General features: G+C 59.0%; 16 protein-coding genes and 3 pseudogenes. 3 read left to right on the forward strand and 16 right to left on the reverse strand.

All coding sequences use genetic code 11. The annotated features are described in order from the left end of the window. Positions 1-10: 10 nt before the first annotated feature. Both ABIE28_RS17860 and ABIE28_RS17865 read right to left on the reverse strand, forming a co-directional pair. Complete coding sequence (locus ABIE28_RS17860) at positions 11-1,222, reverse strand: M24 family metallopeptidase (protein ID WP_354065274.1); 1,212 nt, start codon at positions 1,220-1,222, stop codon at positions 11-13. Next, the gene (locus ABIE28_RS17865; RefSeq protein WP_354065276.1) at positions 1,223-2,599 is read right to left on the reverse strand and encodes a transaminase; all 1,377 of its coding nucleotides are present in this window, start codon (positions 2,597-2,599) and stop codon (positions 1,223-1,225) included. 255 nt (positions 2,600-2,854) lie between these two features. Here ABIE28_RS17865 and ABIE28_RS17870 point away from each other — a divergent pair, with 255 nt between their 5' ends. The 3 genes from ABIE28_RS17870 (at position 2,855) to argH (ABIE28_RS17880) (ending at position 6,868) form a co-directional block, all read left to right on the forward strand. Next, positions 2,855-4,420, forward strand: coding sequence for an ABC transporter substrate-binding protein (locus ABIE28_RS17870; protein ID WP_354065278.1), 1,566 nt, complete (start codon positions 2,855-2,857; stop codon positions 4,418-4,420). A 90-nt stretch (positions 4,421-4,510) separates the two neighbouring features. Further along, complete coding sequence (locus tag ABIE28_RS17875; protein ID WP_354065280.1) at positions 4,511-5,326, forward strand: IclR family transcriptional regulator; 816 nt, start codon at positions 4,511-4,513, stop codon at positions 5,324-5,326. A 45-nt stretch (positions 5,327-5,371) separates the two neighbouring features. Further along, complete coding sequence (argH, locus tag ABIE28_RS17880) at positions 5,372-6,868, forward strand: argininosuccinate lyase (RefSeq protein WP_354065283.1); 1,497 nt, start codon at positions 5,372-5,374, stop codon at positions 6,866-6,868. Between the two features lie 141 nt (positions 6,869-7,009). Here argH (ABIE28_RS17880) and ABIE28_RS17885 read toward each other — a convergent pair. From ABIE28_RS17885 to ABIE28_RS17950, 14 genes and pseudogenes are all read right to left on the reverse strand, one after another. Next, positions 7,010-7,620: pseudogene (locus tag ABIE28_RS17885) on the reverse strand (IS630 family transposase); the annotation flags it as partial. A gap of 34 nt (positions 7,621-7,654) precedes the next feature. Beyond that, positions 7,655-8,857 (reverse strand): annotated as a pseudogene (locus ABIE28_RS17890) (IS256 family transposase). 57 nt (positions 8,858-8,914) lie between these two features. Then, positions 8,915-9,256: pseudogene (locus ABIE28_RS17895) on the reverse strand (helix-turn-helix domain-containing protein); the annotation flags it as partial. A gap of 87 nt (positions 9,257-9,343) precedes the next feature. Then, entirely contained in the window at positions 9,344-12,211 is a 2,868-nt protein-coding gene (locus ABIE28_RS17900) for an FAD-binding and (Fe-S)-binding domain-containing protein (protein WP_354065287.1), read from the reverse strand. Between the two features lie 48 nt (positions 12,212-12,259). Then, complete coding sequence (hglS, locus tag ABIE28_RS17905) at positions 12,260-13,630, reverse strand: 2-oxoadipate dioxygenase/decarboxylase HglS (RefSeq protein WP_354065289.1); 1,371 nt, start codon at positions 13,628-13,630, stop codon at positions 12,260-12,262. A gap of 14 nt (positions 13,631-13,644) precedes the next feature. After that, positions 13,645-15,177 (reverse strand): argininosuccinate lyase, encoded by a 1,533-nt coding sequence (argH, locus tag ABIE28_RS17910; protein WP_354065291.1) that lies wholly within the window; start codon positions 15,175-15,177, stop codon positions 13,645-13,647. Between the two features lie 16 nt (positions 15,178-15,193). Further along, on the reverse strand, positions 15,194-16,618 hold the full coding sequence (locus ABIE28_RS17915) for a transaminase (RefSeq protein ID WP_354065292.1): 1,425 nt from the start codon (positions 16,616-16,618) through the stop codon (positions 15,194-15,196). Between the two features lie 51 nt (positions 16,619-16,669). Then, positions 16,670-17,674, reverse strand: coding sequence for a glucose-6-phosphate dehydrogenase (coenzyme-F420) (fgd, locus tag ABIE28_RS17920; protein ID WP_354065294.1), 1,005 nt, complete (start codon positions 17,672-17,674; stop codon positions 16,670-16,672). A 22-nt stretch (positions 17,675-17,696) separates the two neighbouring features. After that, complete coding sequence (locus ABIE28_RS17925) at positions 17,697-18,896, reverse strand: diaminopropionate ammonia-lyase (RefSeq protein WP_354065296.1); 1,200 nt, start codon at positions 18,894-18,896, stop codon at positions 17,697-17,699. 79 nt (positions 18,897-18,975) lie between these two features. Then, a complete protein-coding gene (locus ABIE28_RS17930; RefSeq protein WP_354065298.1) occupies positions 18,976-19,740 on the reverse strand; it encodes a FadR/GntR family transcriptional regulator in 765 nt (254 codons plus the stop codon). A gap of 12 nt (positions 19,741-19,752) precedes the next feature. Further along, positions 19,753-20,925 carry a M24 family metallopeptidase gene (locus tag ABIE28_RS17935; protein ID WP_354065299.1) on the reverse strand — a complete coding sequence of 391 codons (1,173 nt, stop codon included), beginning with the start codon at positions 20,923-20,925 and terminating at the stop codon, positions 19,753-19,755. 3 nt (positions 20,926-20,928) lie between these two features. Further along, on the reverse strand, positions 20,929-21,933 hold the full coding sequence (locus ABIE28_RS17940) for an LLM class flavin-dependent oxidoreductase (RefSeq protein WP_354065301.1): 1,005 nt from the start codon (positions 21,931-21,933) through the stop codon (positions 20,929-20,931). A gap of 29 nt (positions 21,934-21,962) precedes the next feature. Then, positions 21,963-22,874 (reverse strand): succinylglutamate desuccinylase/aspartoacylase family protein, encoded by a 912-nt coding sequence (locus ABIE28_RS17945; RefSeq protein ID WP_354066479.1) that lies wholly within the window; start codon positions 22,872-22,874, stop codon positions 21,963-21,965. 56 nt (positions 22,875-22,930) lie between these two features. Continuing rightward, positions 22,931-23,143, reverse strand: coding sequence for a tautomerase family protein (locus ABIE28_RS17950; RefSeq protein ID WP_354065303.1), 213 nt, complete (start codon positions 23,141-23,143; stop codon positions 22,931-22,933). Between the last annotated feature and the right edge of the window lie 75 nt (positions 23,144-23,218).

Raw genomic sequence — 23,218 nt, forward strand, 5'->3', positions numbered from 1 at the left:
TCGGTTCCTCTCATTGGCACTCTGCCATGCCCGAAGTCGCGTGCAGATCGAGCGGCCCAGCGCTCAACGGCAGTAAACCCTCTATGGTAACAGCCACCATGTCTTCTGCCATCATGCCGCCCCACCCCTCCCGATACAGAGGTGTCTCGATGCACAGCACCATGCCTGGCTCGATCGGCACATGGGAATTCGGTCCTATCAATGGATATTCATTGATCGTCACGCCAATTCCGTGGCCACAATGATGACGCTGGTAATCGGCTATACCGCTGTCTCGAACACGTGCCATCATGGCCTGGAAGACGGCACTTGCGGTCACTTGCCCTCGCAGAACTTCGCGTCCTGCATCCAATCCTTCCAGCAGCGCGCCGAAAAGCATCTCCTGCTCTTGGTCGGACTCGCCGACCACCACGGTTCGCGCCATATCGGCCCAGTAGCCGTGATAGCTGGCGCTGAGATCCATGCGAACCAGATCGCCCTGTTCGAAAGCGCGTGGCGTCGCGAACGCGTCGACATTGCCCGAACGAAGACCTGACGTTATCGCCAGCGACCGAGCAACACCGCCACGGCTGGAAACAAGTCGGGCGATTTCGCCGGAAATATCGAGTTCCGTAGCCCCTTCCCGCACCAATCCTCTCGCGAGAGTGAGGCCCGCATCCAGCATGGCAGCTGCCTGGCCGAGCAAATGGATTTCCTCGGGAAATTTAAGCCGGCGTGCTCGTGGAACGGCGTCGGTTGGCGCGATCACCTGACCAGGCCGGAGCATGCCGTCCAAATTCAAGGCGAGGGCCTTGGTTCCCGTCGAGTCGATGGCAAGGCGGGGGGCAGGAGCAAAGTCGGCCAGCACCGAGCGCAGTGCCGCATCGAATTCGGCGTGAGCGCCCACCGAACGCATGCCCTCTTGCTCGCTCCAAAGATAGAACTCTCCGTAAGTTACGATGTCGCAAGTGCTGCCCAGCACTTCCCGAGCTGCCGCGAGATCACCCGCAGACGTGACGAGAACAACCCGATCGCGGCTCGCGACCACTCCCACCCGATAATGTGGGGACATGTCTGCCATCATGGATCGATAGCCGGAAATATACCGGCAATTATCCGGATCCAAGGATAGCAGGACATCGAAGGAGTCTTCTGCAAAAAGCCGATCCAGAATCTTGCTGCGCAGACCCGACCAATCCTTTATCGGACCTTCTCCGACCTGCCCCTTTTCCCCTATAATCATCTATTGGGCGACCACCGCTTCAATTGCTTGCTCGACCAACGTCAGGTGCGCCGTGACATCGGCCTCTTCGAGCAGCGGGCAAAACAGCGACGTGCAGTCCCAGCCGCTCATCAGCACGCCGCGATTGGCCAGGAAAAACCAAAAAGCCTCATGCACCTTGGCGCGCGCCTCAGCCTGTGCATCGGACACGGAAATCGTGCCGGATGCCGGAGGGGCCGGATCGAACCAGAACGCGACGCGGGCACCCAGGCGCGCGACATGCCACGGTAGATCAAGGCGCGATATGACCGCTTGCACGCCATCGGCATATCGGCTCGCCGCCGATGTCATGAGCGCATAACTATCCTCGGTAATGATCTCGCTCAGCGCTGTCTTCATGACATGCGTGCTGAGCGCGCCGCCCGCCAGGGTGCTCCCCATGACACGGCCATCATAACCCGCCACAGCCTGTGCTACCGCGTCGGTCATGCCATACATTCCGATAGGAAGGCCGCCGGCCGCCCATTTACCCATGGTGAGAATATCGGGTTCGAGACCAAATTCCTGCGTGAAACCGCCAGGACCGGCAACAATGGTCTGTGTCTCGTCCACGATCAGCAGCGTATTGGTGGCACGGGTTATTTCACGCAGCCGCCGATGGAAATCTGGGCTCGGCATGACAATGCTGCGCCGCGTTGTAATCGCGGGCTCAACGATGACGGCCGCAACCTCACGGGACCGAAGCAACCTTTCCGTCGCCTCGATATCGTTAAACTCGGCCACGACCGTGGTCGAAGACACGTCGAACCCATTGCGTGACACCCCATCGGGAGCAACGACCTGACCTCCATCAAGCACCGCATGGGTCTCGTCGAGCGATCCGTGATAAGTGTTGTTGAAGACGAGAATCTTCTGGCGGCCGGTTGCAATCCGTGCAAAGCGCAAGGCGAACCTATTGGCATCCGCCGCAGAAAGGCTGAACTGCCAGATTGGCAGTCCGAACTTCTGTTGCATGAGTTCGGTAACCTGGACATGGTCCTCGGTCGGCCAGTCGCTCATTAGGGCCCGATCCAACTGCTCGCGCATTGCCGCAACTGCCTTGGGATGCCGGTGCCCGAACAGGGCCGCTGAACCAGAAAGCGAAAAATCGGCATAGGAGTGACCGTCCACATCGGTCAGGCGCGCCCCGTTGGCCTCGGTGATGAAAATCGGAACCGCAGAGGGGAAATGATTGACGCGATAAGTGGGCGTACCATGCAGTTGGGTCTTCTTGGCGCGGTCATGCAAGCGACGGCACTCCTGATGCCCGGCATACCAATGGGACTGCTCGGCTTGGAGCATGGCGTCGAGCCGCCCCTCGTCCACTGAAATGCTTGCATATTCTTGACGGTCTGACACGGCCCATTACCTCCTGGAAAGCCGGGACGCATCGAACCCGGCATTACATTATGTTCCTATAAATGGAACAATGTTCCTCAAAACAATATTTGAGCTATTTGTGAGCGTCAAGCAGGCCTGGCTCGTTATTTTGAAGAAGCCGTCAATACCATCGCATTGACTCGTCGGTCGCTAAGGATACAATAGGAACATTGTTCCATTTATAGGAACATTGTAGGGGAACTCACGAGGAGAAGAAATATGAGGGTAAGATTCTTGCGGCGTACCATTGCCCGCGCCCTGCTGGCCGCAACAATAGGCACCGCTGCGATTGGCATCGGTTATGCGGACGATCTGTCGATAGCTGTGAAAGGGCCCATTACCAGCTTCGATCCGCACTACCATCTCACCGTCTATAACAACGCGATGGTCATGCACGTCTACGAGGGCTTGGTGGGGCTGGATAACGACAACCGGCCAATTCCTCGCTTGGCTGAGAGCTGGTCGATCATTGACGAAAATACTTGGGAATTCAAACTGCGCGAGGCGACGTTTCACAACGGAGCGCCATTCACGGCGGACGATGTAAAGTTCACGTTTGATCGGATCAATTCGATCACAAACAGTCCCGGTTCCTATATTCCCTACATTCGGCAGGTCTCAGAACTCGAGATTGTCGATCAGCATACGATCCGCTTTCACACGACAGAGCCGTTTCCGATGATGATCGACTACCTCACGCAAGTACCCATCGTCAGCCATACACTGGGAGAAAACCTGGATTCTCCGTCCTTCCGCAACGGCGATGTCGTGGTCGGCACTGGGCCCTATCGCTTGGTCTCCTATGCCGAGAACGATCGCGTCACCCTGGTGCGCAACGAGGAATACTGGGGATCGTCCCCTGCCTACGAGAATGTCAGCTATCGCATTATGCCCAATGATGCCGGTCGCGTTGCCGCCTTGCTGGCCGGAGATGTCCAACTCGTGGATGCCGTGCCCTCCGCCGATTTGGATCAGCTCTCCAGCAACCCGGATATCCACGTCACGTCAAAGCCCGCCAAGCGCATCATTTTTATCGGCCTCAACCAGTTGCCCACGGGCAAAGCTCCTCAGATCGTCGGGCCGAATGGAGAAGCGCTGGACACCAATCCCTTACTGGACGTCCGAGTGCGCAAGGCACTTTCGATCGCCATCGACCGCCGGGCCATCGTCGAATTCATTATGAAGGGTGAAGCCGTCGCCAACGGGCAGGTACTGCCGCCGGACAGTTTCGGCTATAATGAGGACCTGCCTCCTCCCGCTGCGAATCCCGAAACCGCCCGGGCGCTGCTCGCCGAAGCCGGCTATCCACATGGTTTCCGCATCACCCTTCATGCCCCTACGGACCGCTTCGTCAATGGGCCAGAAATTGTCCAGGCCGTGGCGCAGATGTGGGCACGTATTGGCGTGCAGACCTCTGTGGAGACCTTGCCTTATGCAAACTACATTCCCCAGATCAATAACGCTGCCTACCCCACATTTCTAATGGGCTGGTCAAGTGTCAGCAATGAAAACTCGCTCAACGCGATGCTTGCCACCTGGAATCCGGAAGAGGGTCGCGGCTCGACCAATCGCGGCCAATATTCCAACCCCGAAGTGGACGATTTGATCACCAGGATACTTTCCACGGTGGATGAGGGCGCTCGCGAAGAGCTGATGCATAAGGTGCAGGCAATCGCAGCCGAGGACGTAGCTTTTATTCCGCTTCACATTCAGACCTCGGCCTGGGCCTCCTCCGCCGATGTCCACTATGACGCCCGCCGCGATGAAAAGACCTATGCAATGGATGCACGTGCCGAGTAGCATCGGGCATTTTAGGGAGGGCCCGGGCAGACGGGTCCTCCTCCACTTTCCCTGCAACCGCTTGAATTTTTTGCGAACGCCGAGAACACAATGACCTCCGTGACAAGCAGCCAATCCCTGGAGCGTGGGCTCATGATCCTGGAACTCGTGGATCAGGCGCATGAACCTCTGGGCATCCGCGAAATCGCTCGGCAAACCGGACTTTCCACCTCAATCGTTCAGCGCATCGTCAATACCTTTGCCGCTCATAATTTTCTACGTCAGGACGAAGCTACGCGGCGCTATGTCATCGGCTACCGGGCCTTCAGCCTAGGCAGTGGGGTCTTGCAGAAAGACCGGCTGCTGATCCTGGCTCAGGAACAGCTGCATATGATTTCCCAGACTTATGAACTCAACGGATATTTGGGAACGCTGCACAATGACCGCGCGCTTTATCTGCTTTGCGTTCAGTCGCCCGGCCCCGTTGCCATCAGGAACAATCCGGGAGAGCTGGCCTACTTACACAGCACGGCGATGGGCAAGGTTCTGCTGGCCGATCTTGACGACACCAGCATCCGCTCCATCCTCTATTCCGGCCCCCTGTTCAAGGCGACGCCGTCCACCATTGTCGAGCCCGAACGGATCATCGCCCAAGTCAAGGAGATCCGTGATCGCGGTTATGCCAGCGTCGTGGACGAGACCATCCTCGGCGTTGTTTCTGTCGGAGCCCCCATCCGGGACGTGACCGGTCATGCGCGCTCGGCCATTAGCGTGGCCTACGCGGAGCGCTCCTCACCGCATCTGTCTATTGAGAGCGTGGCGCCCATCGTCGTTTCTGCGGCCGAGAAGATCTCCCGCGAACTCGGTTGGGACGCTCGCGTCCAGTGGCCAGGTGCTGTCCGGCATCGCGGTACGCTCCTGGCCTGACACTTAGAACCCATTTCCATATTGGCGCCCCCAAAAAGGTCAACCATGTCTAAAACCATTGATGACGGAACGCGATTTGGCTTTTCCAGCAAGCCCAAGGCTGCCGAAATATCGGAGCTCAGCCGCTATAGTGGTCCGCTCTACTCGCTGCCTGATGTAACTTTCGATCATCAGGTGGATCTGCATGTGGCTCACGCGCTCATGCTGCACAAGCAATCCATCCTCACGCAGTCAGAGACGGTCACGATCCTTGAGGGTGTGTTTCATATTGCCCACCGAGCGCAGAGCGAAAGCAACCTGAAAGGCTATATGGCTTTCGAGAATGCGCTGGTCGAGCACATCGGGCTGGTTGGCGGCAAACTTCATATTGGGCGTAGCCGAGACGACATGGCCAACGTCTACAATCGCATGTTCTACCGGGCGCGCATCAATGCGCTTAGCGAATCTATCGACGCCTTCCGAACCGACCTGGTCGGGGTGGCCAAAGCTCATCTTCATACGCCGATGATGGTCTATACTCACACCCGGCAGGCCCAGCCGATCACCTATGCCCACTACCTGATGGCGCATGTGGAGGCTTTCGGCAAACACCACGAGCGTTATGAGTCGCTCTATAATCGCGTCAATCAAAACCCATTGGGCGCCGCGGCGTCTGCGGGCACCACCTGGCCGCTGGATCGTCGATATACGACCAGGCTTCTTGGATTTGACAGTTTGGTGGTCAATACCGTGGAGGGCGTTGCCGGATGGGATCATATCGCCGAGTTTTCAGGCGCAAATGCCATATTGATGGCAGGCCTGTCTCGTCTGGCGCTGGAGATGACCTTCTGGCAGACCGATGAGTTCGGGCTGATCGAACTGGATGGCGCCTTCACGGGCAGCAGCAGCATCATGCCCCATAAGAAAAACCCAAATGTACTGGAGCATGTGCGTTCCATGGCCTCCAAGGCCCTGGCTGATCACACTGGCATCATATCATCGCTCATCAGCATTCCCTATCAGCACACGTCGACTCGTCACGTCCTCGGCACCGACTCGCTGGATGGTGTATCAGCCAGCATAGCGGCAATGGCTGGCGCTATACGAACCGCCACCCCGAAGGTCGCTCGGATGATGCACCATCTTCAGGACAGCTTTGCTGCGATGACGAACCTGGCGGACATTCTGGTAAAAGAACTGGGGATTTCATTTCGTGAGGCGCATGACATTGTCGGCGACATGGTGGTGGACAATGTCGAGCACGGCAAGAACATCGCGCTGATCACGCCGCAACTAGTCAACGTCACCGCCAGTCGCGTCTTGGGCAAGCCTGTCAGCATTGCAACAGACCGGCTGCTGGAAGCACTCGATATTGTCGTCAATATTGCCAACTCAGACCTTGAAGGAGGGCCCGCGCCCTCGGCAGTGCAATCGCACATATGTGAGGTCGAAAACGACATATCTGCCTCCAGCCTGCGTCGTTCGAAGCGAGAAGAACGCCTGGCTGACGCGGCTGCGGACCGCAAAGCCGAGTGCCTCGCGCTCGGTATTCGGGTTCCCTGATGTTCTTATAAACAGCGATCCTGCAAGGCTCGGGTGTCCGTTCCGAGCCTTGGAAGCAGCAGGAGCAACAGGCGCGAATGTCGATGACGTCCCTTGGCGATCACCCTGCAGATTAGAGCTTAGGTCTAGAGCGTTTCACGTTTAGGTGGCCCCGTATCCTGCGTTTGCGATGTAGTTTGCACACTCGGCTGGCTCGATTGTCTGAACGAGCTGGCCAATATGCCGCCAGGTGTCTTCTAGGGTGCGGCGCTGGGCCATGCGCATCCAGTGCTTGATCTTGGAGAAGGCCTGCTCGGTGGGGTTGAGATCGCGGGAGTAGGCCGGCAGATACCAGAGCCTGGCGCCTCGTGCGCGGATGGCACGGCCGATCTCGATGGCTTTGTGGCTTTCCAGATTGTCCATCACCACGATGTCCCCAGGACCGATCGTTTCGAGCACTTGCTGGTCGATCCAAGCACGGAAACTCTGGCCATTGATCGGACCATCAAAGACACAGGGGCGACGATACCGTCTGCGCGCAGCGCCGCCACGAAGGTCATGGTGCGCCAGTGGCCATGGGGTGCGTAGCCGCGCAGCCGACCGCCCTTTGTGCCCCAACCGCGGATCGGGGCCATGTTGGTCTTGATCCAGGTCTCGTCGATGAACACAAGATGGTTGGGGTTGAGATGAGGCTGGATGCTCTTCCAGCGGGTGCGCCGCCGGGCGATGGCGGCATGGCCCTGTTGTAGCGCGAACAGGACTTTTTTTTGGGACTGTCTGATTTTTTGTGCGCGAGGCCTGTCTTCGTCAGTGGCTGACGAACCTCTCGCCGAAGATCACGGCGAATTGGGTTTAGCCTCGACCCACTCCCGCAGGCCCTTTCCAGTCCTGGGCGGCGTTGTTGAGAACCAGATATAGCAGCTTCATGGCCGCATCGTCATTGGGGAAGTGTCCCCGGGTTCGCACAGCGCGCCGCAGCTTGGAGTTCAAGGCCTTGATGGCGTTGGTGGTGTAGATGATCCGGCGCACGCTTTCAGGAAAGGCGAAGAACGGGACGACGTGCTCCCAATTGCGCCTCCAGCTGAGCGCGATCGCCGGATAGCGCTGACCCCAATAGCCGGTCTCGAGCTCTTCCAGCGCCTTCATCCCGGCCTGGGCGTCCTTGGCCCGGTAGATGGCGCGCAGCGCCGGAACGACGGGTTTGCGATCCTTCCACGACACGAACTCGAGCGAATGGCGGATCAGGTGCACGATGCAGGTTTGAACCACGGTCTGCGGGAACACGGCGCTGATCGCCTCGGGGAAGCCCTTGAGGCCGTCGACCACGGCGATCAGGATGTCGGCGACGCCGCGGTTCTTCAACTCGTTCATCACCCGCAGCCAGAACTTGGCGCCTTCGGTCTGCTCGATCCAGATGCCCAATATCTCCTTGGCGCCATCGGGCAGGATGCCGAGCGCGATGTAGACGGCCTTGTTACGCACGAAGCCTTCGTCCCTGATCTTGACCCGGATCTCGTCGAAGAAGACGAGCGGATAGACCCCGTCGATGGGCCTGTTCTGCCATTCGGCCACCTCTTCCAGGACCGCATCGGTGACGGCTGAGATCAGGTCCAGCGACACGTCAATGCCGTACAGTTCCTCCAGGTGGCCGCGGATCTCGCGTACGCTCATGCCGCGCGCATACATGGAGATGATCTTGTCATCGAACTCGGGGAAGCGACACTGATATTTGGCGATCAGCTTTGGATCGAACGTGCCGGTCCGGTCCCGCGGGATCAAAAGCTGCAGCTTCGAGGTGCCCGTCAGCACCGTCTTCTTCGAATGTCCATTGCGGCGATTGGCAGGGCCATCGGCCTCCCGTTCGTCGTCCAGGTGCTCGTCCAACTCTGTGTTCAGAATGCGCTCGGAAAGCGCCTTCTTCAGATCGTCGAGCAGCCCGTCACGGGAAAATACCTCGTTCGGGTCGCGACCGGCGAGCAGCCGGTCCAATACGTCCTTCTCAATTGCCATGCGATGATTCTCCTTCTCATCATCATGGCCTCACGCACAAAATCCCTGACAGTCCCCTTTTTTAAAGCTCAGCCCCTCGCGCCGCATGAAAAGCCACACAGCATTGTGGGACACCTTCACTCCGCGTACCGCCAGTTCGTCCTTGAGGCCGTGCAGCGTCAGGTGCGGGGTCAGCGCAATCCGCTCCAGAATGAAGGCCCGGTGATCGGTCAGAACCGGACGGCGATGATCGCCCATCTGCCCAGGCGCAACCGAGCCCGTCTGTCGATAGCGCCGGCTCCACTTGATGGCCGACGACACCGAAACACCAAAACGGCTCGCCGCCTCGTGGCAGCTCTGCCCAGTCAAAACCGCAGACACAACACGTTCACGAAGATCAGTGGAAAGAGGTCCCGACATTGATGCTGGCCTCCACTCCAGCATCAATTTTGAATCACAAATCAAACCTGACGGGAATCCCCCGAGTCAACTTCACGGTGAAACGCTCTAGCAGCCAGACAACGCATCGACGACCAAACTCATAGGATGAACGGCCTTGGCACTGCCGAAACGCTTGACCTGACACCGGCAGGAAAAGCCGGTGACCAGAACATTGTCCTTCCCAGCCGCCGCATCGGCCCATCCGGCGTCGAACAGGTTTCGGGACATGGCCTGATGCCGCTCCTGATGCCCGAACAATCCCGCCATACCGCAGCAACCTGTCGAGACCGGACAAACGGGCAATCCGATCGCCGCAAAAACATCCACCCAAAGCTGCAATGCATTCGGCATTGTCGCCACTTCAGTGCAATGCCCCATCAGTTTTCCGCCCGAGATCTTTGTCGCCTTTGGCCAAAGATCGCCTGCTGAAAGGCGATTTGTCAGAAATTCCTGAGCCAGAAGCACTGGCGGCGTGGAGGGATCGAGATGAGTATATTCCTGCCGCGTCAGCAGTGCGAAAGCAGGGTCGACGGCCAGAAGCGGTAGCCCGATGGCATGCAGCCGCTTCAGCGCTCGTATCTGCTGGCTGGCGCGGGCAAGGTAGCGCTGCCTCAATCCCAAAACATGAGATGATTTTGCACCGGGCGGCAAGGTCACGAGCACTGGCGAATAGCCCAGCAGGTCCAGACCCGCACACACAGCACGCACGGCCTCCATATCGAACAAGGTCGTGAAAGGATCCGCAAGGATCAGCACTTTTCCGGACAGGTTGTCGAGGGCCGTATCCATCCATCGGTGGACGCCATAGCCGAGACCATTCAATCTGCCCGCCGAAATCTCTGGTAGGTCACACAGGCCGAACATGGCTGCAAATCCTTTCCCCGCGACCGCCATGCCGGCCCGCGCCAGCGGTCGGATGGAATCAATAAGCGGCGCTCCAGCCTCCAGCAGCGTGACAAGATGATCGCGCAAAGGCCGCCGACGCTCGCGGTAATAATGCTCGAGAAACATCGACTTCATGCTTGGAATGCTGACCTGGACCGGGCAACTGCTGGCGCACGCATTACAGCCAAGGCAGGTGTCCAGGGCGTTGAAGAGGTCCTGCTCCTGATCGGGCGCCGCCACGTTGCCGCGACGCTGGCTGTCTCGCCATTGGCGAAGTCCATCGGCGCGCCCTTTCGGCGACTGGCGATTATCGCGCGTGGCCTGAAAAGAGGGGCACATCGGCATTGTGCGAGCAGAGCCCAGACAAACACCATTGCCATTGCAGTGAAAGCTCTTCTCGAAGTCGTCTCCCTTTGCGTTACCTCGCCGGAACGGCAGGTCGGTAATGCCTAGAAGCGGCTTGTCCAGAACCACCAGCTTGCCCGGATTGAATCGCTCCAATGGATCGAATGCTCGTTTAACGGCCTGCATGGCGGCATAGGCAGTCTCGCCAACGAAATCCGCCAGATAGGCGCCGCGCAGACCTTTGCCGTGCTCGCCCCAGAAAATCCCGCCATGAGCCTTGCACAACTTGTAGACGGCGTCGGAAACCGATCTGAACACCGCCCGGTCGGCAGTCTCGTCCAGGTTCAGTGCAGGGCGAACGTGCAGACAGCCCACATCGCTGTGCCCATAAATGCCATAAGCTAGCCCGTTCTTGCGCATCAGCTCGTCAAAGCCATCCACGAAAGCCACTAGGTTCTGGACCGGGACGACACTATCCTCGATGAAGGCGACGGGACGTCGGGCCCCATCGCGCTTGCTCAAAAGACCCACGGCGGCGGCCCGCACGTTCCACAGGCGTTTTTGTTCACTTGAACTATCTGCGATATGGGTACCGACCGCACCCTGCATTTTGCTAGCAGCCGAGTTGAACGCCGCAACCTGCCGATCAAGCACCGCCTGGTCGTCGCCAGCGAACTCGACAAACATGTGCGAGACCGCCTGGCCAGCCCCACCGCGCACCGCTTGTGGCAGCGCGGCCGTCAGCCCGGCCTCGCGAGCCATGCGCGCCACCCCCTCGTCCATCAGCTCGACAGCCAGAGGCTCAAAGTCTAGGATCTTCACGCTTGCCGCGAGCGCCAGCCGAAAGCTCGAAAACGCCACGACGATCAACCGCTTGTGTTTCGGTACGGCGACAAGACGCACTCGAATGCCGGTGACCAATCCCAGCGTGCCTTCCGCTCCCAGAAACAGCCGCCACCAGTCAAGTGTGCTATCATCGGGTCGCGCGCGCTCAAGGTCATATCCGGTGAAACGACGATTGAGACGAGGCGTATGGGCAATCAGCTCGTCCCGGCCGGCATCACAGCCCGCGGCAAGCCGCGACAGCAATGGCGCGGCCCATTCCGGCGCGGCTTCGCAACTGGAAAAGGTCTGACCACCTTCGAGGACCACCTTCAGCCCCAGAACATTGTCACTCGTCTTGCCGTAGATGCGCGACCCCTTGCCAGAAGCGTCAGTGCCGACCATGCCGCCGACGGTACAACGGCTCGCCGTGGAGGTGTTTGGGGCAAAGAAAAGCCCTGTCCCCGCGATCGCCGCATTGAGCTCGTCCAGCACTATGCCGGGCTCGACATCGGCCCAGCCCTCTTCGATATTCACAGCAAGAATCCGCGTCATGAAGCGCTGGAAATTGACGATCACCCCACGATTGAGGCTCTGTCCGTTCGTTCCGGTCCCCCCGCCTCTCGCGGTAACTGGCACATGACGAAATCTTGGCTCGGACAGCACGCGCATAAGTAGAGCGACGTCGGCTTCGTCGCGGGGAGCCACCACAAGATCAGGGGTCAACTCGTAGACGCTGTTGTCCGTGGCCATAGCCGCGCGAGACACGTGGTCCCGCGAAACCTCGCCGCGCAAACCGCGCTCGATGAGAACGCCCCCGAGCGTCTCAAACACGCTGTCGCGGTTGTTTCCTCCACTTTTCACCTTGTCAAGTTCAACCATCGTACTCAGCGCACCGAAATCCCGCAGGGCTAAATGGAGAGGCCGCGATCAGGACGTCTGACTGCGTATCGCATCCATACAGCGGTCGATGGAACTCTGCTGAATGCGAGCGTAAACGCTAAACTCGTCATGCGCCGACCGCCCCAGCGCCGCCTCGAAAACGCTGCGTGCGGAGATTGCTCCATAATCCTTTCCACCTTGGGATTGGAGGTTGGATTGGAATATGCCCGCAGCGCTGACCGGCAGAAAGTCCTCGTAGATGATCGGGGCTGTATCAATTACCCCCTTGGCCACCAAAGTCTCGAGATCCAGGCCGACCAGACCTTTCAACGTCGCATTCGGGGCGATAGTATAGCGGAAATAGGTCAGTCCCTGCCGACGCATCTCCTCATAGTCGTCGGGGAAAGAGGAGAATACGTCCGCAAGCACGCTGTTATAGTTCTGGCCGGCTCCCTCATTGGTTTGCTTCCTCGCGCGATCAAGCAGGGCATCGTATAACTGACGACCTTTGAGTGTCAGCGCGGCACCTCTCTGCTCGATCTCGCCGAAACGCGCAGTATGCCCGCCAACACGTTGGTCGTCGTCGATAAAGACCACGGGTTCTTCAAGCGCCTTGAAGCTGGTCTGGCGGAGCAGGATGGGGCACCGCCGCCGAGGAGGTCCCTCGATACTCTCCTTGGGCACAATGCCCCTTTCGGGCATCAAAGCCTGCACGGCGTCTATATCCAGCGTTCTGGGAGTCAGGTGATTGATATGCGGGCCCTTGAAACTCACCACATCGGCAATCAGTCGGTGCGCATCATGTAGGGCCTTGTATGTTGCCTCGTCGACATTCGCCTTGCCGTGCCACCTGAAGGTCTCAAGCGCCTCACGCGTAAATTCCTCTGCATGCTCGATAGAAAAGCCGCCATCGGTTTCCCATTGGCGCGTCAATTCGAGGGCACGAGCCGTAAAAATCTTCCGGGAATCGAGGATGGCTTGGGCCCGCGCCCTAAGGCCGGCGTCTTCGATAAGCTCCAGGCGCAGCAGCGATGTAAATACGCGAAACGGATTCTGCGAGAGATCTGACTCGGACACCGGACGAAATGCCGTGGAATGGACAGGCACTCCAGCCACCGACAGGTCATAATACCCAACCGGCTCCATACCCATGACAGCAAAAATGCGAGCAATCTCCGCCAGCTCCTGCGCCGTCCCAAGGCGGATGGCTCCGTGGCGTTCAATATCGAGACGGTCGAACTCGCCGGCACGCTTCATCTGTTCCAGCACTTCTGGATGGGTGGAAAAGACTTCTGCGTTGACGTCCCTCACCAAGGTCATGAGCGTGCCATACTGGGGCACCTCCGACCTATACATGTCGGACATGGCACGCGAAAACATGGTGCGAATGGTACTGGCAGATACGAAGTTATCATCCACAGTATGTGTCTCTCTTATGATTTGGACATGGAAGGGCGGAGAAGTGCGACTTGATCAAGTCTCCGCTCGGCCGCCAGTTGCAGGCCTTCCGCCAGCGCAGCAATCCGCCTGTCGCAGTCGGTCAACTGAGCCTTCACCAGATCGATATGGCGCATAACCGCCTGCGGTCCCGGTGCCCCCACGCCCGTCAAGGCATCCACGGCGGCACCGCTGTCGAGGATCTCACGCACAGCATCGTCGCTGATCTCGAGATCACAGCCCGCCACATCGAGCGCGGTGTGACGCACCATCGCCGCATCGATGCCGCGCTGGTCCCGGCCTGAAGAAACGGCGTCCACAACAAGAGTTGCCACGACTTCATGTGATATGCGGAAAGGCAGGCCGAACGTGCGGCTGAGATAGTCGGCGAGACTGGTCATCATGCCGAAACCCTCATGGGAATTTTGCAGCATGCGATCAACATTCGGTGTCAGGGTGGAAATCATCCCCGCCATGGCATCGACACTGGCAATGACACCATCGATGGCGTCATCACGCACGACATGCCGAGTCGAAATATGTTGGTAGGGGCTGAGCGTCAGCGAGGACATGAGGCTCATGTGGTCCCCCAGCACCTTGGCCGAGAACGAGCGGATGAATTCCAGGATATTGGGGTTCTTCTTATGCGGCATCAGGCTGCTGTTGCCAGTGTAACCCGCATCTATATCGATCAGCGCGAATTCGTCGGACTGCCAGAAGGTCAACTCGTTTGCCAATCGCGCAAGGCTGGCCATGAGGATGGAGTTGGCCGATGAGAATTCAGCGATGTGATCCCAACCCGCGACGCCCTCGAGCGTATTGATCACCAGACCATCAAAACCCAGCAATGACGTTGTCAAATCGCGGTCCAGCGGCCAGATCGTGCCGGCAGATGCCGCCGATCCGAGCGGATTGAGATTGATGCGCTCATAAGCACAAAAGTACCGCTCGATATGCTGTCCCAACGACTCCGCCTGCCCCATCAAGACATGAGCCAGCGTGACGGGCTGCGCCTGGCGATTGTGCGTATAGGCCATCGTCACGGTGCGCAGGTGTTGACCTGCCTTTCCGACCAGGACTTTCCGGAAGGCATTGAGCGACTGGACGAGAGCGATGATGCGCGAACGATAATGCATCCGGTTTGCGCAATTGGCCATGTCGTCTCGACTCCTGCCGGTATGCATGGCACCGCCGATAGGCCCGACCAGGTCAATGAGCCGGCTTTCGAAGGTCATGTAGTTGAGGATGGAGCGATCCTCGACGGCTACCTTTTCAAGCTCGGAAATGCCTGAAAGGATTAAAGCCGCGTCCGCAGCGCTGAGAATACTCTGCCTTTCCAGCATAACCACATGCGCTTCGTGAATGGCCAGCTGGTGCTCGAAAATTTCATCACCCAACGCATAAAGCGGCGCGATGTGGCGAGAGAGCCGCTGAATTTCCGGCGCTCTCGGCTTGCTAGTGAGACCGAACCTCGTGCTGTCGCGATGCGGATGGGCCATCTGTTCCTCAGAACCCTTTTCGGCAGGCATTACTCATTCCGCCACTTCAGTTGAATGTGAGCTTGTCCATGGCTTCCACGATCAGGTCGACATGGGTCTGCACGTCTTCTTCCTTCAGAAGCGGACAGAAGATCGACGTCGCGTTCCACGGGCTGATCAAAACGCCCCGGTTCGCAAGGTGCAGCCAGATGGCCCAGTTGATCAGAGCCCGGCCTTCCGGCTGCCCCGGAGGATCGATCTGTTCTACGGTACGCGGGATTTCGGGCTCGAACCCAAATGCGACCCGTGCGCCGAGGCGGACAACATGCCAAGGCAGTTTTCGACTGCTGATATGCCCGCCGATGGCTTGCTCGTAGCGGGTGGCCGAAGAAATCATCTGGCCGAATACGCTAGGCGTCATAACATCGCGCAGGGTCGTGGACATGACATGCGCAGTCATTGCGCTTGCCGAGAGGGTGCTGCCCATAACTCTGCCACCATAGCTTTCGATGGCGTCGGCCACTTTCTCAGTCATGCCATACATACCCATCGGAAGGCCGCCTGCAGCCCACTTGCCCATGGTCAGCATGTCAGGATGCAAGCCCGCTTCGCGGGTATAGCCTCCCGGTCCGGCTACAATGGTCTGCGTCTCGTCCATAATCAGCAGCACCCCGGCCTCAGCGGTGAGCTTGCGCAGCGCTTCATGAAAGCCCGGATCGGGATGGACCATGGACCGTCTTGTGGTGACGACCGGCTCCACAAGCACTGCGGCCACGTCGCCGGCGGCCAAAGCCCTTTCCACACTCTTGATATCGTTGAAGCACGCAGCCCTCGTCGTATCTTCGATATCGAAGCCATTTCTCAAAACACCCGACGCGAGCTCTATCTGGCCGTTCTTGAGGATGGCGTGAGTTTCATCGAGCGAGCCGTGGTAAACGTCGCTGAATGCCACGATCTTTTGCTTGCCGGTGGCTATGCGCGCCAGCCGCAGCGCAAAACGATTGGCGTCGGATGCAGAGAGACAGAATTGCCAGTATTTCAGTCCAAAACGATGCTGGAGGTGCTCGGTGACATGCACCGCATCCTCGCTGGTCCAGTCACTGATAATGGCGCGATCGAGCTGCTCCTTGATGGCTGCGACGATGGCCGGGTGGCGATGTCCAAACAGGGCCGCAGAACCCGATAACGAGAAATCGATATAATCGTGACCATCGATATCCTGGATCCTCGCCCCTTCGGCCCGCTCGAGCACGACGGGGACGGCAGGCGTGATATGATGGACCCGGTAGGTGGGCGCGCCATGTAGTTGGCTTCCCCGCGCGCGCGCATGATAGGCCGCACCTTTGGGACGTTCGACGGCCCATTTGTTCAGCTCGGCATCAAATACTTCAGCAAGACGCTCAGGATCTACGCCCATTAAGGATACGGCGCCAGCAATATTAGCTTGTTCCAATTGCTTGGACGAAAGAAGGCTCTTGGAGCGAATTTCCACTTGATATTCCTTTGATTTATCTGGCGCCAGATCTGCCGGCCGCGCCTCTGTTCACCCGAAGGCCTTGCGCAGAGCCGGTGCGACATCCCTGGCGAAAAGCTGGAGAAACTTGCTCTGGTCGTGTCCGGGCGCGTGGAAAACCAGATGCGTGAAGCCCATTTCTACGTATGGCCGCACGCGTTCGACGCATTCCGCAGGGTCAGTGGTCACGATCCAACGCTTGGCCGCCCGCTCGATCGGTAGTGCATCGGCAAGCCGTTGCATCTCAAGTGGATCTTCGACCGACAGTTTTTCCTCGGGACTAAGCCCCAGCGCCGCCCAGAAGCGGGTATTCTGCTGAGCGGCCTCCAGATCGTCGTCATAGGACAACTTGATCTCGATCATGCGCTCGACAGCGGTGCTGGGTCTGCCTGCCAGATCCTGTCCCGCGAGAAGGTTCGGCAGGAGCGTTTCAGTATAGAGCGAAGTGGGCTTGCCGGAGGTACAGATCAGCCCGTCCCCGACGCGCCCCGCATACTTGGAAATCATCGGCCCGGCACAGGCGATGTAAATCGGCACCATCTCCTCGGGACGGTCATAAATGGTCGCATTCTCAGTGCGATAGAACTCGCCTTCGAAAGTGACGCGTTCCTCGGACCAAAGCTTCCGTATCAGGGTTACGGCTTCGCGCAGCCGCGCAAAACGCTCCTTGGCATCGGGCCATTCTATGCCGATGGCGGGCACCTCGTTGAGGGATTCCCCCGTTCCGATGCCCAGGATGATGCGCCCCGGCGCCAATGCACCGATGGTGCCGAAGGCCTGGGCGACCACCGATGGATGATAGCGAAAAGTGGCAGTCAAAACGCTTGTGCCGATCTGCACGCGATCGGTGCGGGCGGCAAGGGCCCCAAGCCAGGCCAGCGACATGGGAGCGTGGCCCCCACTATGCCGCCAAGGCTGAAAGTGGTCGCTTACAAAAACCGAGTCAAAACCCTGTTTCTCTGCCAGAATGCTAAAATCGAGCAGTTCCCGTGGTCCGAACTGCTCAGCGGAAGCCTTGTAGCCAAGCTTGAGCACGCTGATATCTCCCTCTAATCGTTCAGATGGTTTCGCTTCTTGCGACCGACGAGGCACTTACTCCGACGATCGACTGATAACGTTCGGGGTCGGTGGCGCCCTCGGTATTGATCAGGAGCACGCGTGAGGACGCGTTCAGTCCGAGTGCATTGGCCACATCGCGATCCGCCATCGCCCTCGAAAGACCAGCCAGTCCGACACATCCGCTTTCACCCGAAACGATGGCCATGTCCGATCCATGCGGACGGGCCAACGTGTTCATCGCGGCCAGCGCATCTTCCTCTTCAACCGTCATGAAGGCGTCGGCAGTCCTTTCCAGGATTCGCCACGCCACCAAGGAGGGCTCGAAGCATTCCAGCATGGCCATGATCGTCGGCTCGCCGCTGCTGATCTGTATCGGACGTCGGGCCACAAGACTTTGGAACAGGCAATCCGCCCGCGAAGGTTCAACCACGATGACGCGCGGTCTGGCCTCTCCGAACAGCGCGTCAAGTGTCCCCGAAATACAGGCAGCGATGCCGCCTACGCCAGCCTGGACAAACACATGCGTGGGGGGGCGCGGCAGTTGCTCCAGGGCCTCAAGCAGAAGCGGCGTATAGCCTTCCATGACCCAGCCCGGAACCTCTTCATAGCCTGGCCAAGATGTATCGGACACGATCGACCAGCCATTCTCGAGACAAACACGGGTTGCCTCCTCTATCGAGGCGTCGTAGTTGCCATCCACGCGAATAACCTCGGCGCCAAGCATCTCCAGCGCCACAATCCGCGCCGCACTCACACCGGCATGAACGAAAATCTTGGCCTGTGCGCCCAGAATGCGGGCTCCGGCAGCGACTGACTTGCCATGATTGCCGTCTGTGGCACAGCCGAAAGTCATGCCGCTGGCCCGCTCCCGGAACTCGGGCGAATGCCACTCCTCGATCGAAACGGGGCGCCCCGTAGCCTGGGCAGCGGCGGCGATAGCCGTCCTCACTACCGCATAGGTTCCGCCCAGTGCCTTGAAGCTGCCAAGGCCAAAACGCGTGGATTCGTCCTTGATAGACAGTTGCTCTATTCCCAGTCGGTCAGCCAGACTTCGCAGTTGAACGAGCGGTGTGGGCGCGTATCCATCGCGGCTTTCCGCAAAGGTCCGGGCCTGGGAAAGGGATTTTGCTGTAAAATGCTCGCCGTCCTGGGGCAGAAGCGCTGAACCGTAGGCCGGGAGTTTATTAAGGGCGAACATAGGGCCTCGATTAGGCAAGAGTTATGAGCCCGATGGACAAAGCCATCGGCCAGGAACCGAAGGAATCGGATCGGATGCTTTAGCTTGTGGGGCGACGGCGGCTGAGGGCCGCCTCGACCACCTTTGTTTCCGTCACCTGGTTGAGCGTGTCTTCAAGATTGAGCTTCCGTCCAACTTCTCTGAGATGCTGCCGCATAAGCTCCCGCGCCAGCTCCGGCTGACGACTGGCGACAGCGTCGAGAATTGCCGAATGGTCGTTGTAGTCGTCCTGCGACGTATCCACGCCGGATTCATCGAAGAACTCCACTATCCACGAGGTAATTCGCTGCAGGCTGCGGCTGTGGGTTGCCGCCACCAGATGGAGGTGGAAGCCTATATCTTCCGGGGCAGGGCTACCGTCGCTGCCTGCCAGCCCTTCAACGTCAGCACGCAGTTTCAGCAATTCCTCCGCCGTAGCCCGCTTTGCCGCTATGGCCGCAACTTCCGGTTCGATCAGCAGACGCAGCTCGAGCAAGTCCTGGGCAGCCATTTTGCGCAACTGCTCATAGAGGTCCTCGTGCGACCCGACCCGGCCGTTGGGAACCGCCGTTACGAACGTACCGGTGCCTCGACGCAATTCAAGGACGCCAAAGGCAACCAGCTCGCGCACAGCCTCCCGGATGGCGGAACGGCCAACCCCGAACTGTTCTGCCAGCTCGAATTCGCTCGGCAGACGATCACCAACCTTGAAATTCCCGCCCGAGAGCGTTTCATACAGCTTGTTCACCACTTCGGCAGTGATGGAACGGCGCGCAGACGCTTTGCTCGGCATCGCCTTCCCTCCGCGTGTTTTATCCTCGCCCATCACCATTGTCCCTCACTGGCCTGCGCGCAGTATAGTGCGCGCCGAAGTGGTCAGCCGCTCTGGGCCACTGGCACCCACAAGCACCGTTTCGCTAACAGCGATCCCGCCTGCCGAAAGATACATATGAAAGGTCGAGCCTGCTTCGATTACCCATTCGGAAGCTCGGGTGAACGTTCGCACGAAATCACTGATGCGCGACATTCTGGGCATCCCGTAAAGTCCAAGAACGTAGCCGGTCACCCCGTTGAAATTCGGGCGAAGTCCGGATGCGTCGATCAGGTCGCGTGCAGCGGCATCCACATCACGGGCATGGTTACCGGCGCGCAGCAACGCGAATTGGGCATCCTGCGCCTTTAACAACATGTCCAGCGCTGCCCGTTGTGCAGTGGTGGGTTCGTCGAGGCAGATCGAGCGCATGAGGCGGGCACTATAGCCTCGATACTCGGGCAGCAGTTCAGCATGGACGACGTCACCCCGCTCAAGGACATGGGTATCGAGCGTCGCATGCAGCCCCGATTTCTTCCCGGCCGAAACCGGTCCGACATGCGCACAACTCGCGCCGTTTTCCATGAAGGACCCGGCTGCGATCGCAACCAGATCGCGTATGCTCATGCCAACCTGCGCCTTTTGCGCCAGCTGCGCCATAGCGATGTCTACGATTGCTGCGGACCGACGCATATAGCCGATCTCCCGCTCTGTCTTGACCACCCTCACGCCTCGCACCATATCGGCGCAGTCAACAATCGGACCGAGGCCCGCTGTCAGTTGGGCATGTCGCCTCACCGTCAGCGCCTGTGACGCAAGGTCGAGGCCCACCCGGAGACGCGTAGCATTGAACCTGCCCAAGGCGGAAAGCACTGCGCCAGTAGCGTCTTCATGGTCACCGAAGCTGACGCAGTCTCCCAGATCCAGAGATGCTCCCAGGAACATTCCGGCATCCAGTTCGCGCATCACCATCAGCGGCGTCGCCTCGAGCGGCAGGAGATAAGCCTGATAGCAGGTTCCCGCCAGGCTCACTCCGGTGAGGTAATAAATGTCCTCGACGCTATCGACGACCAGCAGATCGCAGCCCGCTGCAGACATGGCCGCGCGCACGCGCTGGCGACGAGTGGCATACTCACCTGCGTCGAACGGCTCGGGATCGGCCGGCATGACTTTCATGTTCTCAAGCGCTGTCGCAGTCATCGGTTACCTGTCCAGCAAGGGCGCAACGCGCGTGGCGAAATCTTTCATCTGCTGTCTTGCGAAAGCCAGATCCTTGACGCCGTGGAAGTTGAAATCCAACACCATATAGTCAGCGCCTGCCGCGAAGGTGCGTCGGATCTGCTCAGCGCACTGCTCGGGACTTCCCCAGACGACGCGACCATCCGGTTTGAGCAGGTTGGGATCGTCCTGCATGCTTGCAAGTTCGCTCGGCATCACCTGATTCATTCGGCCCATGAGCAACGGCCTGATCTCGCGCTCCAGCCAATCCTTGTCATCGGAAACCGTTACGTAATTATAGGCGATGATGTCGAGCGGCCGTCCAATCGTGGTTGGCGTAGCCCTGATGGCGGGTACGATCTCTTCGACCAGTTCCTCGGGAGTGGGGTTCATCATGAACAGGCCAGTAGCCCACTTGGCGGCGCGCTTGAGCGCTTTGAGGCTCCCGCCATACCAGAAAGGCAGCGGATCCTGCAGCGGTCGCGGCTCCAGCACCAGATCCTTGGAATCCCAGAATTTGCCCGTCTCCGAGATAGGCTCCCCACGCCAGAGCTTGTTGATGACGTCGAGTGCTTCATTGGAGCGCGGCACGCGCTCTTCGAGCGTGGAGCCACCAACCTGCATGTCTTCCTTCCACCAACCGGTGGCGGCGCCGGCAATCAGCCGCCCCTCTGAAATGACGTCAAGCGATGCGAAGTGCTGTGCCCACACAAACGGATGATGTACTGGCAGAAGCACCGAGTTGAGGCCTAGCCGAATGGTCTTCGTCCGCGCCGCATATAGTGTCAGCAGAAGCAGGGGATCGATCATATACTGATTGGGAATCGTCGAATGCATGCGCCGGCGCGGCAGCGTGAAATGCCACGGAAGATGAACCGAATCAAAACCGTAGGCTTCCGCCTCCTGTGCCATATCGACCAATCCGTCGACGGACGGACTGTCCGGCCCCCAAGGAAAGACGTAAGCGCCCAGCTTGTTCATCAGCGACATGAATAAACCCTTTCCGGCCAACCGGCCGCCTAGTTCTGCAATTCCGAAAACACGACGATCACGCGGTCGCCGGCATGCACCGCATTGGTGGTGCGCATCGTTCCGATAATCCCGGCACGTTCAGCACGCACCACTTCGAGATCGTCCCCAAAATCATCAACGACGCGCCCAACAACCGTGCCTGGACCGACGGTTGCGCCGAGGCCGAGTTCTGCAACGAAATAGCCGGATCGATTTACCCGGATATCTGATGGCTCGACGATTCTGCTTTGGTCGGCGACGGCACCGACAGCCTTCTCCGACACCCCGAGATGTCCGAGCACCGTCAGGCACCGCCAGATTGTCTGCTCGTAAAAGTCGACGCCATCCGCGCTCGCTGAGCCCAGACCCCCGACCTCTCCCTCCAAACAGGGCACACCCGCCGACAGAGCCGCCGCCACCAAAAGCCCCGATGGCCAGTCGGTGTGCTGAACGAATGGAAAACCCAGCTGCATTGCCACATCCAGGCTACGCGCCTGAGCCAGCCCCGGCATGGCTCCATATTCGATATGGGGAACGATGGTTCCAGTCTTGCTCCAGGAGTGAAGCGAATAGAAAAAGTCCGCCCCCCGCACAAGATCAAACAGGGCGGCGGCAATCCGCTGCGAAGGCGTGCCGGCAGGATTGCCTGGAAACACACGATTCAGATCGGTCAGGTCCGGTGGAAAGCGCCGATCAACCAAGGCCAGAGACACCGGATTGGCCGCCGCGATGATCACGACACGACCCTTTACCTGCTGCGGGTTCAATGCCCGCGAAACACGGTGAAGGGCCAGCACAGCCTCGTACTCGTCTCCATGCAAACCGCCCATGAGCACGAGCGTGGGGCCGTCAGCATCTCCAACAATCACCTCAACCGCAATTGAGGTGTCGAGCGCGCCGCCGCCCGCCCCGACCGGCACACGCAAGCGATGACGACCCGGAGCGGCGGGCAAATCAGCGAGAGACCGAGGGACCATCATGGCTTGAGGTATTTCTGGGACTTTTCGTCATCCAGGCCATACGTCCCATGTACGTTCCAGTTCTCCACCGGCAGTTCCTGGATCGTCACGTAGACGCGCTCACGCATGCACCCGGCATGCTCCGAAAGCGCATCGGCAATTGCATTGGTAAGGGCACGCTTCTGCTCGACAGTGCGACCCGGATACATCTGGATATTTACAATAGCCATTCTTCACCTCTTGCCTTAACGCTACCGCCATCTGACGTCAGATGTCAATGATGAAAATATCGCCACCATGCATTC

Source organism: Devosia sp. 2618, from assembly GCF_040546815.1.
Taxonomy (GTDB): domain Bacteria; phylum Pseudomonadota; class Alphaproteobacteria; order Rhizobiales; family Devosiaceae; genus Devosia.

What these genes read in the sequence shown, in the direction of transcription:
- argH (WP_354065291.1), bottom strand. Translation starts at nt 15,177, where the DNA reads ATGCCTGCCGAAAAGGGTTCTGAGGAACAGATGGCCCATCCGCATCGC.
- ABIE28_RS17875 (WP_354065280.1), top strand. Translation starts at nt 4,511, where the DNA reads ATGACCTCCGTGACAAGCAGCCAATCCCTGGAGCGTGGGCTCATGATC.
- ABIE28_RS17930 (WP_354065298.1), bottom strand. Translation starts at nt 19,740, where the DNA reads ATGGGCGAGGATAAAACACGCGGAGGGAAGGCGATGCCGAGCAAAGCG.
- ABIE28_RS17860 (WP_354065274.1), bottom strand. Translation starts at nt 1,222, where the DNA reads ATGATTATAGGGGAAAAGGGGCAGGTCGGAGAAGGTCCGATAAAGGAT.
- ABIE28_RS17940 (WP_354065301.1), bottom strand. Translation starts at nt 21,933, where the DNA reads ATGTCGCTGATGAACAAGCTGGGCGCTTACGTCTTTCCTTGGGGGCCG.
- ABIE28_RS17900 (WP_354065287.1), bottom strand. Translation starts at nt 12,211, where the DNA reads ATGGTTGAACTTGACAAGGTGAAAAGTGGAGGAAACAACCGCGACAGC.
- ABIE28_RS17925 (WP_354065296.1), bottom strand. Translation starts at nt 18,896, where the DNA reads ATGTTCGCCCTTAATAAACTCCCGGCCTACGGTTCAGCGCTTCTGCCC.
- argH (WP_354065283.1), top strand. Translation starts at nt 5,372, where the DNA reads ATGTCTAAAACCATTGATGACGGAACGCGATTTGGCTTTTCCAGCAAG.
- ABIE28_RS17950 (WP_354065303.1), bottom strand. Translation starts at nt 23,143, where the DNA reads ATGGCTATTGTAAATATCCAGATGTATCCGGGTCGCACTGTCGAGCAG.
- ABIE28_RS17935 (WP_354065299.1), bottom strand. Translation starts at nt 20,925, where the DNA reads ATGACTGCGACAGCGCTTGAGAACATGAAAGTCATGCCGGCCGATCCC.